Origin of the sequence: Mesorhizobium sp. CA8, from assembly GCF_020164955.1 — a bacterium.
Classification (GTDB): domain Bacteria; phylum Pseudomonadota; class Alphaproteobacteria; order Rhizobiales; family Rhizobiaceae; genus Mesorhizobium.
The window spans coordinates 1-16,127 of the sequence record NZ_JAIUHG010000037.1 but is presented as its reverse complement, the minus strand read 5'-3'; the positions used below and the strand labels follow the sequence as shown (position 1 = coordinate 16,127).

At 61.5% G+C, this 16,127-nt stretch carries 15 protein-coding genes and 1 pseudogene; 6 read left to right on the top strand and 10 right to left on the bottom strand.

Going from position 1 to position 16,127, the window contains the following annotated elements; genetic code table 11:
• From LB553_RS28220 to LB553_RS28195, 7 genes and pseudogenes are all read right to left on the bottom strand, one after another.
• Positions 1-660, bottom strand: coding sequence for a glutathione S-transferase family protein (locus tag LB553_RS28220; RefSeq protein WP_224518150.1), 660 nt, complete (start codon positions 658-660; stop codon positions 1-3).
• Positions 657-1,502, bottom strand: a complete 846-nt coding sequence (locus LB553_RS28215; RefSeq protein WP_224518148.1) for an aromatic ring-hydroxylating oxygenase subunit alpha — start codon at positions 1,500-1,502, stop codon at positions 657-659. Before LB553_RS28215 ends, LB553_RS28220 begins: the two co-directional genes overlap by 4 nt.
• Complete coding sequence (locus LB553_RS28210; protein ID WP_224518146.1) at positions 1,499-2,149, bottom strand: Rieske (2Fe-2S) protein; 651 nt, start codon at positions 2,147-2,149, stop codon at positions 1,499-1,501. Before LB553_RS28210 ends, LB553_RS28215 begins: the two co-directional genes overlap by 4 nt.
• A gap of 163 nt (positions 2,150-2,312) precedes the next feature.
• The gene (locus LB553_RS28205) at positions 2,313-2,582 is read right to left on the bottom strand and encodes an acylphosphatase (protein ID WP_224518144.1); all 270 of its coding nucleotides are present in this window, start codon (positions 2,580-2,582) and stop codon (positions 2,313-2,315) included.
• Positions 2,583-2,718: 136 nt separating this feature from the next.
• Positions 2,719-2,856: pseudogene (locus tag LB553_RS30865) on the bottom strand (cytochrome o ubiquinol oxidase subunit III); the annotation flags it as partial.
• A gap of 73 nt (positions 2,857-2,929) precedes the next feature.
• Positions 2,930-3,199 (bottom strand): hypothetical protein, encoded by a 270-nt coding sequence (locus LB553_RS28200; RefSeq protein WP_224518143.1) that lies wholly within the window; start codon positions 3,197-3,199, stop codon positions 2,930-2,932.
• Positions 3,200-3,344: 145 nt separating this feature from the next.
• Complete coding sequence (locus LB553_RS28195) at positions 3,345-3,539, bottom strand: hypothetical protein (protein ID WP_224518141.1); 195 nt, start codon at positions 3,537-3,539, stop codon at positions 3,345-3,347.
• A gap of 232 nt (positions 3,540-3,771) precedes the next feature.
• Between LB553_RS28195 and LB553_RS28190 the strand changes: the two genes are divergently transcribed.
• From LB553_RS28190 to LB553_RS28180, 3 genes are all read left to right on the top strand, one after another.
• Positions 3,772-4,017, top strand: coding sequence for a hypothetical protein (locus LB553_RS28190; RefSeq protein ID WP_224518139.1), 246 nt, complete (start codon positions 3,772-3,774; stop codon positions 4,015-4,017).
• A 29-nt stretch (positions 4,018-4,046) separates the two neighbouring features.
• Positions 4,047-5,021, top strand: coding sequence for an alpha/beta fold hydrolase (locus LB553_RS28185; RefSeq protein WP_224518137.1), 975 nt, complete (start codon positions 4,047-4,049; stop codon positions 5,019-5,021).
• Positions 5,022-5,169: 148 nt separating this feature from the next.
• Positions 5,170-5,439 (top strand): hypothetical protein, encoded by a 270-nt coding sequence (locus LB553_RS28180; RefSeq protein ID WP_224518136.1) that lies wholly within the window; start codon positions 5,170-5,172, stop codon positions 5,437-5,439.
• A gap of 754 nt (positions 5,440-6,193) precedes the next feature.
• Here the strand turns inward: LB553_RS28180 and LB553_RS28175 are convergent.
• On the bottom strand, positions 6,194-7,084 hold the full coding sequence (locus LB553_RS28175) for a hypothetical protein (RefSeq protein WP_224518134.1): 891 nt from the start codon (positions 7,082-7,084) through the stop codon (positions 6,194-6,196).
• A 113-nt stretch (positions 7,085-7,197) separates the two neighbouring features.
• Between LB553_RS28175 and LB553_RS28170 the strand changes: the two genes are divergently transcribed.
• A complete protein-coding gene (locus tag LB553_RS28170) occupies positions 7,198-7,926 on the top strand; it encodes a glycosyltransferase family 25 protein (RefSeq protein ID WP_224518132.1) in 729 nt (242 codons plus the stop codon).
• Between the two features lie 30 nt (positions 7,927-7,956).
• Here the strand turns inward: LB553_RS28170 and LB553_RS28165 are convergent, their stop codons facing one another.
• On the bottom strand, positions 7,957-9,096 hold the full coding sequence (locus LB553_RS28165; RefSeq protein WP_224518130.1) for a glycosyltransferase: 1,140 nt from the start codon (positions 9,094-9,096) through the stop codon (positions 7,957-7,959).
• The gene (locus LB553_RS28160) at positions 9,093-12,857 is read right to left on the bottom strand and encodes a glycosyltransferase (protein WP_224518128.1); all 3,765 of its coding nucleotides are present in this window, start codon (positions 12,855-12,857) and stop codon (positions 9,093-9,095) included. Before LB553_RS28160 ends, LB553_RS28165 begins: the two co-directional genes overlap by 4 nt.
• A 1,011-nt stretch (positions 12,858-13,868) precedes the next feature.
• Here LB553_RS28160 and LB553_RS28155 point away from each other — a divergent pair.
• Together LB553_RS28155 and LB553_RS28150 are read left to right on the top strand one after the other, a co-directional pair.
• Complete coding sequence (locus tag LB553_RS28155) at positions 13,869-14,183, top strand: hypothetical protein (protein ID WP_224518126.1); 315 nt, start codon at positions 13,869-13,871, stop codon at positions 14,181-14,183.
• 91 nt (positions 14,184-14,274) lie between these two features.
• Positions 14,275-16,127 (top strand): DUF4347 domain-containing protein (locus LB553_RS28150; protein ID WP_224518124.1); only part of this gene is annotated, 1,853 nt, incomplete at its 3' end.

Sequence of the window (16,127 nt, the reverse complement as noted above, 5' to 3'; positions counted from 1 at the left end):
TCAGGCCTCGCCGACTTTGAGAACGGGCGCGGGTGTCAGTTCGTGCAGCCGGTGGATGCCCGGCATCTCGATGAAGCCCTCGAGACTGCGGACCGCCCGTGACCAGAGCCGGATCGCGGGATAGGGGTCGAGCGAAACGCCGCCGTCCGGCGCCAGCGCAACATAGGGAAAGCAGGCAACGTCGGCGATCGTCGGTCGATCCGATGCGAGGAAGCGCTGGCCGCGGATATGCTGTTCGACGAGGCCGGCTTCCAGCTCCCGCAGAGCCGCTATTCCCTGCTCCCGAAGGGCGGCGATATTGCCCGGACGCAGCAGCATCTCGTGCAAGCGCGCCGCCCCAAGGCTCGCGGTCAGCCGGTGCGAGAAGGACAGCCATTGCTGGACGCGCGCCGTCCGCCCGGCCGTATCATTGCCCAGCCATTGGGGTGCCGCCTTCGCGGCGAGATAGACCAGCATGGCCGAGGATTCGGTCAGCACGAGGTCGCCATCCTCCAGGATCGGGATCGAACCCGCCGGATTGAGCGCCATGAGCTCAGGACCGCGATGCTCGCAACCGGGATGGAAGTCGACAGGGCGGATGTCGAGCGTCACACCGATCAGCGCAGCCATGAGGCGCACCTTGTAGCAGCTCGGCGACAGCGCGTAGTCGTAGAGCTTCATTGCGCCACCAGTTGCGCGCCGTAGGTGTAGCCGTGGCGTTTCAGCCAGCGCCGGTAGGCAACCGAGGTAAGGTCGGCGCGCGTGGGAATCTCCATGCCGGGATCGAGCGGCAGCAGCCTCGGAATCTGGTTTTCGAGGATCGACCGGTCCTGAACGAAGATCGTCTGCTGGAAATGGATCAGGTCGGTCATCGGTGTTTCGTCATCGAACAGCGCCATCCATGGCCAGACGTCGCACAGGTCTTCGGCAAGTGGCTGCACGAAAAGCGTGATGACATCCCATTCCGCCGGGCGAGGCGGGCAGGTCTTGTAGAGCACCGAGCAGGTCGGCGCGGGCACGCGGTACATATATTCCGTGGTGATGCCACCTTCCGCCGACTTGGCGGCCTGCGGCTGGTAGAACTTCACCTGAGTGGCCCAAACCTCGTCTTCGTCCTCTCGGATATCGACCTTGTAGTTCTGCACCTCCGTATGCGGCTCGGCCCCCAGTATGTCGGTATGCACGAAAGGAAAATGCGCGATGTCCAGGAAGTTCTCCACCGCACGCAATGGCGAGCAGCGCACGCGCACCACCCCGACTTCGACGAGCCGGCGGCCCGGCTGATCTGCCTCGGGGATCGCAAACAGCGGCTTTTGTGGATCGCCGAGCGATGACCACACATGGCCATAGCGGATGCAGGCCGGCAGGTCACGTCCGTTGCCGCCCGTGACCTGCGCGTTTCCGTCTTCGCCGCGCCTCACCGCGATCGGCTCGCCCATCAGGGCCGTCCTGCGCCCATGCGCATCGAGCTGGCTAGCAAGGCTGACAGGGTACCATCCGTCGATCATCGTGTTGCGGGTCATCGGACGATCCTGGCGCGTGCAATATCCTCGGCCGCCCGCCGCAGCGCCTCGGCGGCCCTCGACGCGGCGATACGCTCGTCCGGATTGCTGTTTTCGTCCACCAAAACATGCATCAGCGTGCGCGCCTGCCCATCGGGAGCAAGCAGCAGCCGGACGGCCCGGCCATCGTGGGTGTAGTCGAGCAGACCTCCAGCGGCCTTCGTGCCCGCGGCCGCCTCCAGCGCCACGATGCCCGCTTCCACCACCATGGAGCGGAGCGGCGCAAGGCCCTCGAACCGCGGCGGCCCGGCGGCGGGTTCGCCAACCGAAATCCATATGATGCCGCCGCCATCCTCGACGTGCTGCGTCGCGACACGAATCGTGTCCGGCGGCGTCAATGCCGGATGGGCCGGAATGCGCTGGCAGTTTCCCGCGTTGGCGTAGCTCCAGCCGTGATAGATGCAGGCCAGGGTCTCACCGCGTACGAAGCCGTGGGAAAGGCGCATGCCGCGATGGGGGCATCTGTCGGCGAAGGCCGCCGCACGGCCGGAGCGGGTTCGCCAAAGGGCAACCGGTCCGGCCGGAGATGGCGCCGGCATTACGGTTCCCGCCGGCAAGTCGGCGGAGAGGGCAACAGGCATCCATGAGCCGGTGGGATAAGGCGGCATGCATCAACTTTCAAAACGGCACCAGCATCTTCCTGAGCCAAGCTTCGCGGTCAAGGATATGCTAATACGCCGGGTTACGTTTGCACAACATTTCCTCACTGGCAATAATGCCTAAAAAAGGTGCATGACACCTCGGCAGGCAGAGGGCCGCAGGCCCAGAAACCTAGTCCGATTCGCTCTCGATCGGCGCCCGGCGGATGGTCTCGACCCAGACATCGATTGGTCCAAGAGAGCACCCCATTTCCATCATGTCGATGAGTTCGGCCGGACCGGCAATGTCGAGTTCAAGGCGGTCGGGACCGGCAACGAATACTGCCTGCGCGAGCCCGAGCTTGGCGGCATGACGCTCGATCCACGGAAGAAAGGATGCCGCCTCGACATCGCCGAGGATCGTCATGCGCTCGCGCCAGGAACATCGATTTTGCTCGCTCATAGAAAACCTCGGCAATGAAGCTGATCTATCTATCTATCTATCTATCTATGTATCTACATCGTGCTCAATCGCTGAAGCATCTGCTTTTGACAGCGTCGTTACGCCAGACCTGAATTCGAAGATGGAATGACCGCTATGTCGCCTTGGAGAGGACAGCGTAAGGGGCAAAGAAAACCGAGAACATGATGATGATGGGCAAGAGGAAGATCCAGAAGCCCACCGTGACGAACTTCGAGGTGGGGCCTTCCTCGCCATGCCGGGTCGCCGAGAGCAGGGCCGTGGCTGCGGCCCAGCCGATACGGATCGCGCGGCGCGCCGCCAGCCGTGATGTCGCTCATGCCGAGCGATCATCCATCGATCCATTCGTCCCTCGCGGTTTCGGCGTTGCGGGAACCTCGGCGCCACGGTCCGGTTATCTCGCTGCGAGGAGGCGCTCCATGAACGCGACGAAGGAATTCCTGCGCAGCTGGCTGGAGGAGAATGTCGGCAACTTGCCTGCCGATACCGAGGTCAGCGTTGCGATGTTGGCGCAGCAATTCGAGCAGGATGCCGACGCCGCCGGCTACGGTCGCGAGGTGCGCGAGCAGGAGGTCGGCAATATCGAGGACGCGATCCAACGCGCTCTCGATAAACCGCCGCGGGAACCGGAGAGGTGGAATCCAGTCCCGATGAGGGGAATTCACTGGCGCCGGTTGTCGATGCCCTGGAAGCCGCCGAGCCCGAGACTTCGGGCGACGCAGAGGGCCGCCCGAAGCCGGCTGGCTAGCGGCTCTCCTTCTCCAGCCTCGCGACCACCGCGTCCAGAAGCGCCTTCGGGCAGGTTTCTCCCTCGCGCAGGGCTTCGAACAGCGAGGCAACCCAGCTGTCGAGTGTTCCGCCGTGATCCTTCGACAGCTTCGAAGCAGCCTGCTTGAGCGCTTCGAATTCCAACAAGCTGAGTGGGGAATCGCTAGACATTATTCCTCCGTCGCGAGCGGACGCAACGCAACCGGGCGCGCGCCGCATTCCTAGGAGCGCAGCAATCCGGCCTCAACAACATTTGTTTCAGAAGCAGCTACCGGTTCCGCCTGCTTGCGGAGCCAGCGGCGGCTGCGCGACGCGTCCCGGCCGCTCGCGGAACAAAGGCGGGCCGCAGAGGTTTGGAGCTGCTTCCCGCAAGCCGCAGACACTTGGTCAGCAGAGGTATCCGATGACGAAGCCCCATCAAAACGACGGTCCCGCGCGACCGGCCCCAAGCAGCGACCGGACCGGCCGGCATACAGGGACTGACAGGGATTCGCCGCAAGAAGATCCCGCGGAAGGCTCGCGCAAAATTGTGGATCGCGAGCTCGCCCGGCAAAAGCAGCCGTCCGGGGCTGAGAACAAGGAACCCGAGCAGACCCTGCGGGATCAGGTCGAGGAAGAGACAAAGCTGCCTCAGAAAGGGTCGGCCTGATCGCGGCGAGCAGCGACCCGACTGCTCCCATGACGGCAAAGTCCAGGCGAAAACTGCTTCTGTTGCTTGCGGCGGCGACGACTGGGCTGGCGCTCTACAACAATCTCCTGGCGAGACGGGCATTGGCCGGACGGCCGCTCGGGCGCTTCATCCATCTCCGCGGAACGAAGCTGCATTTCTTGGAGGCGGGCCATGGGCAATCATTGCTGCTCCTGCACGGCAACGGCGCTTCGGCGGAGGATTTCACGACAAGCGGCATCTTCGGCGAAGCCGCTGCCAGATATCGCGTGCTTGCCTTCGACAGGCCGGGCTTCGGCCTGAGCCCACGCCCGGCGGGCGGGCCTTGGACCGCTGGCGCCCAGGCCGATCTCATCCAGGCCGCGGCCGAAAAACTCGGCGTCGAGCGCTACATCGTTGTCGGCCATTCCTGGGGGGCCGCCGTAGCGCTCGAGATGGCGCGCCGGCATCCCCGATCCGTCGCCGGTGTGGTCGTTGTCGCTGGCTATCATTACCCGCCGCCAAGGCTGGCGCTTGCCATCTCCGCGCTGCCGGCGGCGCCCCTGATCGGGACCGTGTTGCGTCACGCCATACTGCCTTCGCTGGTCAGGCTGAACTGGCGCTGGGCGATGAAGAAGATTTTCCACCCGGCAACGATCGCGACGCCTTTCGCGGCAACGACAAGGGGATTGGCGAGCCGGCCATCGCAGCTGTGGTCCATCTCTGCGGAATCCTTCCTGATGCTGGCCTCGGCACTGTTCCCAAATCGCCGGTACGCAGAGATCGCCGTTCCTGTCGGGATAATTGCCGGCGCCGGCGATCAGCTGTTCGACGCCAAGGCCGAGGCGCTGCGGCTACAAACCGAGATAAGCCACTCACTGCTGGATATCGTCCTGGACGCCGGACATATGGTGCATCAAAGCAAACCGCAGGCGGTTCTAGCCATGATCGACAAGGTTGCCGCTCTCGCGAGCGTTGCCGGCCCGGTCTCTGGGACCGCTCTATGATGCGACAGCTCCAGACGCGCACCGTCTTGTGTCGATCGGTGTCGCGGCTGCGAGCCCAAAGGGGCAGCCAAGTGGGTAGCGAAGATACTTGCGTATTTTATAAAATAATGAAATACGACGTGCTCTTCCGTTGGGGAATGTGCAGGAGATGTATTTTCCGCAGTTTTTCGTTGGGATGGTCGCGACACTCAGCGCCGTGGCAGCGTGGGTTTTCACTGCTACCGGATTAGTGTGGTTTGCCGGCGTTTGGACCGCAGCAGCAGCACTGCTTTTGCAGGTGGGGTACTTCGGGCTGCTTATCGGCCTGACATACCAAAAACCGCGCGTTGACCAGCCGGGCGCACAGGCCCTTAAAAGACAGCCAGCCAACGGTCGAGATAACGCTTCTAAAGACCTTCGTGGCGCTCGCCGCCATTGATCGGCCAGATCAGCCCCAAGTTGGAATTGGGGCCGTTTCTCTGCTGGGAAAGCCCTGCCCGTCGTGGCCCGGCTCGCCCAAGCTATCCGAACTGACCACGTCGGCCGCCAGCCCCGCTGTGACGCTTGAGAAGCAGTAGCGGATGCGATGTTTGGCGCGGGCGGCCCGGCCGGTAGCGGGGTAGACCACGAGCCGGGCCTGACCGACGCAGGCTTGTTGGGCATACCGCCGGCTAAGCAATTTTATCAGCAGTCACTGATGTTTCCGCCATGTGAACGGATGACGTGTATCAGCCTCGAACACCAAGCTCGGCATAAATTTTGCTTCACCTCCAGCGGCGGAGGCGAAACGATGACACTTGCACGCGAACTGTTCGAGACTGATCTAACTTTCCATTGCCCCGGGTGTGAAACTGCGGTGGTCCGAAAAGGATCGTGGATCAAGAGCGCCAAGGTCTTCATCTGCGACGCCTGCAACACGCAAACTCGCCTCACATATGGGCTTAAGCTCGCCATCTTCGATGCGCATCTCCATCGCGACGCGCCGCCTGGCTTGCCAGCGACCAGAGGGCAGAGCCGGCGGTAAACAAGCCTGGCGTCATCGCGGCATGTCGTGCAGCCACAGACCGCGGCGGCGAGCATCACGGCTTGGGGGCAAATCAGGGAGTGCGGCTTGGCGCGCTTCCAGCAGTCGCCCAAGCCCAAAGCGCACCAATCCGCTACCCACGATTGGTCTCAGTATCCCGGCATGCTCCTCACTTGGTGCCAGGCGGTATTCCCAAAAGCTCGCCTAAGCGGACCGGCAAGTGAGGTGAGGCATGCAACTCGGCACAGCTGTCTTTCCATTGCTGGAGATATTCGCCGGCCGGAACGCCGCTGCGGCCAGGCCAGCGGTTGAGGGCGGCAATTGCCTCGATGGATTCTGAAACCTGCTCGTATTCTTTTAGAACGGTCAAGGACATCGCTTGTGCGAATGGATTAAGACCCGGAATTTCGATCTCGCTTCGGTGACCGGCAAACCATGCTGCGGGGTCGCGGGTGAGGCCCTGCGTGTCGGCGAGTGCCTCATAGCGTTTGATGATGTTCTGGCGGTATTCGGCAATGGCATCGCCGAAGGCGTTATCGCCGGCGAAGGGCGGGTTTTGTTTCCAGCCCTTCGCCAGATGCCCTAGGCCACGCAGTGAGAAAGCCTCCACGATCGCTTCTTCCAACCATTGGCATGGGGGCGCCAACTTGGCGTCGGCCTGCCAACTGTTCGCAAAGACATGGCCGAGCTCATGCCCGAACTGATAGGCCAGCTTCGACCAGTCGCGTTCGCCGATATCGACGATGATCCACGCCATGCTGCTGCCGTCCGGATGAAGCCAGATGGCAGGCTGTCCTGAAGTGTGCTCGTCGACGCGAAGCCGCGCCGGCTGGCGGTCGGAAAGAAGACGGACACCATCAAGGCAGGCATGACGCATGCGCTCAACGACCTGTTCCGCGGTGCGCGGAAGCATATGCCCCCAATCGCCAGCGAGTTCGATCGGGGCGGTGAGGAGGGTAGGAGACCGACTGTCATGAAGCCCGTTTGCCACCATCGCATAGGGGACCTTTCGAAAGGCGTCTTTAGCGGTGGAGGCCGCTATAACCAAACTGCCGGCCACCGAGCCAAGTATCCGAACAAGATCTCGCCTTAACATTGCTATTCCCGATATCGGACAAGCCGAAACTGGAATAGCATCGAGGATCTTCAAGAGGCAGGGGTGAGCAGTCGATCATGGACCGCGTACGCGTGATCAATCTCGATCGCAGCTTGGATCGACTGGCAAAATTTCGCACAGTGAACGCCCATCTGAAAAATGTGGAGAGATTTGCCGGTGCGGATGGACGCAGCTTGGATCGCGGTCGGCTTGTCGAGGAAAACATCATATCACAGGATCTGGAATACACGGCTGGCAGCCTGGGCTGCGCCGTGTCTCACATCGCGTTGTGGAAGGAGGCAGTGCAACGAGATCAGCCTATCACCATCGCAGAGGACGACGCGATTTTTTCGCGTCACTTTGAAGTTGAAATGCACTCGCTTGTGGCCTCCGTCAAAGCTGATTGGGACTTCATCCTGTGGAGCGCAAGTTTGCGGTGCTATGCTTGGCTAGACGCCCTTCCAGGAGGAACCGGTGCAAGGCTCGAATTTTTTTCCGGTGAAGTGATGGGTAACATCCAAAATTTCCAAGAAGCACAAACCGAACCCCGCCTTCTTCGCGCACGCTATCTTCTGGGGCTCGTTTGTTACTCGATTTCCCCCCGTGGGGCGCGTGCATTGCTCGACTGGTGCTTGCCGATACGCCCCATGATCGTGGATTTTGCCGGATTTGGCCTCAGATTAAGCAACACGGGAATTGACTGCCTGATGAACGGAGTCATGCCTTCGCTGAAGGCATATATCTGCCTCCCACCGCTTGTGATCAGCAACGAACAGCCCGAAGAGTCGGTGCGCATCAATACATGAGGTGCCCAGGTGAGATGTCTTCCACCTCGGTTAACCTATTCCGGTCTCCGATGAGTTCATCTGGCTCTCCGGGCCAAGAGATGAGCTAAGGTCGCTTTCTCGATCCTCTTTGCGCCGCCGAACGAAGAAATCGAAGTTACTCTTAAGTCGCTCGTTGCCTGGGTCAAGTTGCAGCGCCAACTGCCCCCATTCGACAGCACGGTCCATCGCATTCAGGCGCCACGATGCAATCGCCCCCAGATCGTATAATCGAAAACCCCAGCAACTCGCGTCATCCAGATAGCTTCCAGTGCGGCGCGTCCTCTCGATGCCGTTGCTGCAGGCCCAGAACAGATTGAGCCAGTCGCCCTTGCCATGAAGCTCCTCGGCAAGGTCAAGCCAGATCTCACGCCGGTGCGGCGCTTCCATCCGGGCTTTGTCCAGCCAAGCCAACCTTTGCTCCGGTTGCATGCGGGCGATATAGCGCATGGCCTCGGATCGTTCTTCGTCCCATCTGCTTGTCGGCAGGGCTAGATAGCGCTCAAGCAGTTCGACCGCCCGCTCCTGTTGGCCGGCCCACATCAAGTCCCGTCCAAGCCAGAAACAAATCTGCGCGTCTTCGGGATCTTCCTTGTGCGCTACTTGCATCAGCGGCAGGTAGTTGCTGCGCGTCGGCTTGGATAGATCCTGCACCTCGTACATCACAATGTCGCTGCTGTTCGCCGTCACCTCCTTCTCCCCGGCGAAGACGAGTGCCTCGTGGACCGGTCGCCTGAAGCGATATCCCCATCGGTGATGAAAATTCTTCGTCGACCACCCTCGCAGCGGCGTCGGGTCGTCGACACTGGATCTGTATATGGTCTGGCAATAAAGGGCCGTGGTCTCGGGGGTCCAGGCGGCCTCGAGCTTCTGTCGCCAGCCGGCTTCGAGAAACCGATCCATGTCCATCGTACAGCACACGTCGACGTCGTCGGGGAGCAGCGCCATGGCGGCATTGCGGGCATCGTCGAAGCGCCAGGGGCGGATTGCTATCTTGTGCACCGTGACCCCAGCAGCGGTCAGCCGTTCCACTGTATCGTCGGTGCTACCGGTGTCGGCGACTATCCGATAGTCCGCGTCGGCGGCGGAATTGGCCCAGCGTTCCGCGTTGGCTGCTTCGTTCAACGCGATGGTGTAGACTGCGACTTTCACGACGCCTTCCCAACCCGTGCGACGTTGTTATGTCCAAAATCCAGACTTGCGCGCTTGCGGACGGCTACGAGCCCGCCGAGCAATTGCGCCCGGTCGAGCTCATAGTGGCTGTCGAAGAACAGGATTTCGGCAAATTGGCCGGCAAACGCGCTGACACCCAGCGGATCAACCGACCGTGCGGTCCCGCAGTCCTTGATTTCCTGCAACAATGTCTTGGTCGGCGTGATCTTGGTGATGTCTTCGCCAGGCGGCTGCCAGTCGAGGTCCTCGATGAAATACCAGCCGCCATCTCGAAGCAGCGGAAAGAACTCGCGCAGTGTCAGTTGTTCGTCGAAGGATGCGTGACTGCCGTCGTCGATTATCGCGTCGAATGAGGCAGGTGCGAGCTTCGCGGCCACTCCGCGAAGATCCTCCGCCTTGGACTGATCGCAAACGAAGGATTTGAACCTTTCGTTGTTGAGCCGCGAAAAATCCGTCAGGTCAACGCCGATCACCTCGCAGAAAGGAAAATAGCTCTGCCACAGCGCAACGGAAGGCGTCTCGGTCTGGCCCTCCGACATCACGCGACACAGCCCTATCTCCATAAGCCTCCGCAAGGATAGCCGGCGGCTCGACAGCAGGCGATCGTAGATCCTGGCGTATGCATGACGGTTGCCGATATGCCGGTTTTTGTCAGTGTTGAAGCGGTCGGCGAGATTTGTGAGTGCCGGGAAACCATCAGCAGGTGTGATTAGCTGCGAGATCAAGGGCTGCCCACCGCCGCTGGTCCGGGCTTCGTTGCGCGCCGTCCAAAGGTGGATGCCGAAAACGCGATCGTCGTTCAAATAGTCTGCCAGTTCCGCGATCGGCTTTCCAAATCTGTCCGTCTCTGTCCAGTCGATCGAGTTGAAGAACATCGGGCTGAAGACCTGGCCGTGCAACTCGGAGCCGGCATCCGAGGCGATGTAGTCGGACAGCAGTTTTGGTCCGATGTCACCGAATTCCTTCCCCGCTGCCGCGTGGAAGCGCTCGATGGACATTTCATAAAGCGCCCTGAGGTGTCGGCTGTAGGGCTTGGCGTAGATAACGTTGCCACAAACAAAATGACCCTTGTGCGATCCACGCCATTGCAGATTGAAGAAATGATCGCCACTGAAGGGAAACGGCCGCAGCATGACGACGTCGGAATCCATCCATAGCCCGCCATGCTCGTAGAGCACGGCATAGCGAAAGATATCGCTGAAGTACCTGATCTCGGAACTGGAGACGATGCGCTCGAACATAGCGCGAGGCATGACGTCTTCGGCGGCACTGACCTCAACGCCATGCGGCAGCAGGAACTCCAACCTCTTCGGAGAATAACTCCACACGCGCACCGGATGGCCGGCCGCCCTCATCGAGGTGATGGCGGCGACCAGAGTGCCGTGCTCGACCTTGTCGGACAGCACCTCGTAGAAGCAGTGGATCTGCGGCAGAGCCGCGCCATCGCTGATGAACGGCAGTATGCGCCGATCGAAATCCCGCGATTGCCTTTGCCGTTCCGCCGGCGAGTCGACCGCTTGCAGGAATGGCGCGAACTTGTGGAAGAATTCCTCTGTTGTCCCGCGGAACGCGAAAGACGTCGGCTCGACGGGTGCGCCGGCGCCGTTCGCGCCTCCGCTGCCGCTGTCAAACCCGATCTGGCCGGAATTTCCGGCGCCAGGCGAGTTGAGGGATGGCGACGGCTTGACGCCAGCACCGGCAACGCTCACCCCCGAAGCCAGCTCCGCAACGTCGTCGAGCAATACGGTGACCTGGTCGGCCTGCACGGTCGCAATCCAAGACTCGCTGTCGCCTGCGCCGTAGGAGATCATGAGTCGCTTGGCGTCTGGATGCCAGGCGAGCCCGGCAGCGAACTCCGGGCCCTTGTCATGGAAGTAGAAGGGCCGCGAAACTTTGGCCAGCCGGTGGGCATCGTCGAACCAGACGAAGCGGTGCTGGTGATAACGCAGGCCCTCGTTTGGCCCGGCACGTGCCTCGTATAGCAGCGCCAGCCAGCCGCCGTCGAACACAACCGCCTGCGAGCTGCCGCTGAACTGTGGCGCGGCGATCATCGGCTCCTGCTCCGAAACCGTACGCCCGTTCTCGTCCAGTATCTTCGTGGGACCGCACAGAGAGACAAAACGGAACCGGTCGCTGCCGTCAGAAATGGGCTCGACCAGCGGCATCCAGTTCTTCTCGTGCTGCCGTTGGCCGGCCGGGTGAATGACGCGCCAGTCGGTAAGGATATGCGATCCGAGGCCAGTGTCTTCGATTCTCGCCAGTACCTGCTCGCACGATCCATCCGGCGCGAGCTGCCGCACGCAAGCAATTCCCCAAAGCTTGTCGCGCCAGGCGAACAGCCGCATGTCCGCAAAACCGAGCACCCGATCGTAGGGGGGCGACGGCAGATCGGACGGCTGCAGCACTTCGCTTGCGTCCTTCGTGACGAGATCGCTGTCGAGGCGCAGGAGGAAATTGCGCGTGGTGATCGGCGCGCCCGCGGGCGTTGCGTATTGGCCGCCATTCGTCAGCGTGCAGTTGACGGTCGGCTGCAGCAGCACGATTCCATCGCCCAGGCGCGCTACCGAAGGGTTGGTTGCCACATAACCCACTGGCGCGGCAAAACCGATCCGTCGCGCCTTAAAGGATGGCATGATCTCATTCGCCTGCCGCATGTAAAAATAAAGATTGGATCGCGCCAAGTCTCTCGGCCCGTCTCCGATTTCCCGATTAAGCGCAAGCCAGTTGCAAGCCGCGAAACCGCGGTCCTTGCGCGCCGGATCGCGGGCGTAGTTCGCGGCAATCGAATACTCCTCCCACAGTCCTGCGGTGTAGACAAAGTCCTCGAGGAACAGGATGTCCTGCTCGGGTCGCTTGATTGCCAGTCCGGCTTCCGAAAACAGCACGCTCGCGTCGTTCATGCCCTTCTCGCGATAGTGGTGGGCAAGGTCATAGAGCGGCTCGGCGCGCTGCGGGCGCTCGTTGAACGCGGCGAGGGCCTGTTGGATGAAACCGGCATCGTCGCCCATCTTTTTTAGGCAGCGAGCCTCCTGGAGACGGGCGTTCCATGCCTCCTCGTCCCAGCCGCCCATTGCGGCGCGTTTGGCATACGCCACCGCCGCCTCCGGCGTCCGCCCGGCGTCCCGGTAAGATTGCGCCAAGTAGAACCAGTAGCGATGGTTTTCCGGATCCTTGTCCAGAGCTCCCAATAGGAGCTTTATGTCACGCTCGAACTTGTCAACGCGGTTCGAACCTGTGGCATGGTCCTTGTACCAGATACCCCGCAGTTCGTGCACGCCATCAGGCACGTCTATGTATTCGTGGGTCACACCGTGATAGCGCGCGCCCGATGTGCGCCTCACCAGACGCGTGTTCCAGTAGGCGAGGCCAGACTCCGATTTTTGGAGGAGCCGGTAGCCCGGCGCATCGAGCTGCTCTCGAAACCGGTGATCCTCAACGACGAGCTCCATGTCGGCGTCGTCGAAAAGCAAGTAGTCGTAGCCGAGGCTCGAGGCGTAGGCATGCTCGAGGGCCGCGTTGCGCGCCTGCTCGAAATTGTGGAACGGGAACTCATGCAACTCGCCGGGTATGTTGCGGGCGGCAAAGAAAGAGCGGATGAAATCCTGCGTCCCATCGGCCGAGCCGGTGTCGCCAATCACCCAGCAGTCAATGTGATCGGCAACCGCGCCGAGACAGCGCTCAAGATTGGCCATCTCGTTCTTGACGATCATATTCAGGCAGAGACGTTTTGCGGTACTCATTCGCTGACTCTGGACTCCACGGAACATTGTGAGCAGAGGCTTTGGTGATTGTCTCGCGGTGCCATATGAGACAGCGGTTTATTCGGATGCGCAACCATCCATATCCTTACGAAACGCCCGAGCTGCTGCTTCGGTCGTTTGGATGATTTCGTAAAAGCGCTGGACCGGTTTTGCCCGATCTGCTCCACTCTCGCTCCTCCGTGCGGCTCTTGAGACATCCTGCGGCGGCATCGCGCTCTGGACAGGCCCGCTGCAACTTCCGGTCGAGCCAACTGAGCTGACCGGCACCAGCTGGTCCGCGGGCCGTGTTCCGACCTTGCCGCATTTTTTTGGTTGCACGGGAGCGGCTCGATCTAAACGCCGGATTTCCCACAACGTTTGGGCTTGGGACTGCATTGCTAGGTTGACGGCATGGCTGTTGCTGCTCTCGTGCAATTCGTAATTTATTAACGAAGCTATTTACAAGTTTATAATTTTCGAATTTACTAATATCTAATTAAGGAGAGGGTAATCGCGGCCGTGCGGGAGACCGTCGGTGCGAATGTCTGCGAAGCTTGGGTTCGGGAGTACAGCCACTTGATGCGTGAGGGCGCAGCATCGTGGTTGACCAGGATGTTGTCATTCCTTGGTGGCTTCCAATTAAGTATCCCCTCGCAAGCGGGTCGGTTCCCTCACTAGTCGTAGTCGAAAGATTGCGATGCGCGTGATGGAGTCCACGGTGGTTCGAGTGATACCCCCCGCCCAGCGACGCTGTACCGATGCGGCAATCCGTCTGGCTGCACCCCCAATTGATCCGAATCTCTCAGCTCCCAACGACTTGCGAACAGCCGTCAGTCGGTCGTTCGCTGATGCGCTCCAACGAGTGAAATCACTCCTTGGAATTGGCCGATTTTCAGGATCCGCGAGCCCGAGCCACCTGGTTCGATCGCGGGCCCGCGGCACCGACTGAAACATCAAGGTACGAAACAGTAAATGCGGCGGCGCAGCCGCCGGCCAATCAGGAGGACTGTGATGAGCTACACGGCAGGCTTTGCGGTAATGGAAGTTACCATTCGGGGCGTCTTGCCCATCGGCGATATAACCGAGAATGAAACCTATTTCATTCTCGATACCGCCAAGAGCGCGATCGTTGGCCAGGTTGTCCTTCCTAAGGCCGTCAAGCAAAGCCTGGCCGTTGCGCTCACCGTGAAAATCCCAAGCACCGCCCGATCGCTCGCTATTGGCACGTTTGACGGTGGCGGGAATTTTGAGGCCGTCAGCTTCCTCCGTGTAGAAACCCCCGCTGTCGGGCATCCTGGCGGCGCCGTGGGTCCATCTGGAAGATGACTGTTCCCAAGCCCCTTTTTGCGAGCGCTCGCTGGCCGCGCCAACGCGCGATTTTCCATTGAATTGAATTCAAAGCCAACAGGAGCCAGTCATGGCCCGTGCCTCTGAAATTCTGTTTCTGGACCCCTCAATCTCCGATCTCGACACCGTTCTCGGCAATCTTAGGCCTGAGGTTCGGGCGGTCGTGCTCGATGCCCGCCGCCCGGCGGCGCAGCAGATCGCGGCTGAGCTCGCGGGGCAGGAAGCACTGGATGCGATTCATATCATGGCGCATGGCGCGCCGGGACGGGTTCAATTCACCGCGGGAGAGTGGTCCACCGCCACGCTGAAAGATGCCGTCGCGGATTTCACCGCAATAGGCAGGGCGCTCACTGCCGAGGGCGAGCTGCGGCTGTGGAGCTGTCGAACGGCGGCGGGCAGTTCGGGCCAGATTTTCGTTGCGGCGCTGGAAGCAGCGGTCGGGGCGGATATTCGCGCATCCAGTGCGCCGGTTGGCGCGGCCGCCTTGGGCGGCGCCTGGGAGCTGTCCGCCAGCGCGTCCACTCCCTTGCCGCCGCTGACCTCGAACGGATTGGCGCAATATGCCGGGGTCCTTGCTGCGGGCGACCTGACGCTCAACGGCACTATAGATTCTGGGTCCAGCAAAAATATCAATACATACTACCTTATTGATACTAATAGTACGGTAGCTACCACAGACGACACAGTCGTTGGCAGTTTCAATCTTCCGTCAGCGGCTAATTCAGCAGCACCAAACTTCTCGATAACGATAACTGTCCCAGACGCCACTCATACGTACCTTATCTACGATTCCGGATTTCATCTATACGGCACACTTACGCCTGTTGTTCCTGCCACCAATCCTCCAACCTATACTTTTACGACGACGGCTATCAACAGCCCCGGTGGCTCAGGAAATGATGGCAACCACTTTACCGGGGGCCTTCTGACCGTCACGTCCAGCGGTGCCCCAGGTGCGACAGGCCCGGCAGGTCCAACGGGGGCGACGGGGGCGACCGGAGCTACCGGAGCCACGGGCGCGACGGGTGCAACAGGTGCTACGGGCGCCACCGGAGCCACCGGTCCGACAGGTGCCTCGGGCGCGACGGGTTCCACCGGCGCGACGGGGGCGACTGGCTCTACGGGCGCCACAGGTTCGACGGGAGCAAGCGGAGCCACAGGCTCGACCGGCGCGACCGGAGCGACAGGCTCTACTGGAGCAACGGGTTCGACAGGAGCAACCGGGGCCACAGGTGCGACGGGCGATACCGGCGCCACTGGAGCAACTGGTGCCACGGGCTCGACGGGAGCAACCGGAGCCACAGGCGCGACGGGCGATACTGGAGCGACTGGCTCGACCGGGGCAACCGGAGCTACGGGTGCGACGGGTGATACCGGCGCCACTGGAGCAACTGGTGCCACCGGCTCGACCGGAGCGACTGGAGCAACCGGCTCTACGGGAGCAACCGGAGCCACAGGTGCGACGGGCGATACCGGAGCAACTGGAGCGACTGGCTCTACTGGTGCAACAGGCTCGACCGGAGCTACCGGGGCGACGGGTGATACCGGAGCAACTGGCTCGACTGGTGCAACAGGCGCAACCGGAGCTACCGGATCCACGGGTGCAACGGGCGGTACCGGCGCCACTGGAGCAACTGGTGCCACCGGCTCGACCGGGGCGACCGGCGCCACCGGTGCGACCGGCGCCACCGGTGCGACGGGCGATACCGGAGCAACTGGCTCGACTGGTGCAACAGGTTCGACCGGAGCTACCGGGGCCACTGGTGCAACAGGTTCGACTGGAGCGACCGGATCCACGGGTGCGACCGGTGCGACCGGAGCAACTGGTGCCACGGGCTCGACCGGGGCAACCGGCGCGACGGGCGATACCGGCGCCACTGGAGCAACTGGTGCCACGGGCTCAACCGGAGCGACCGGATCCAC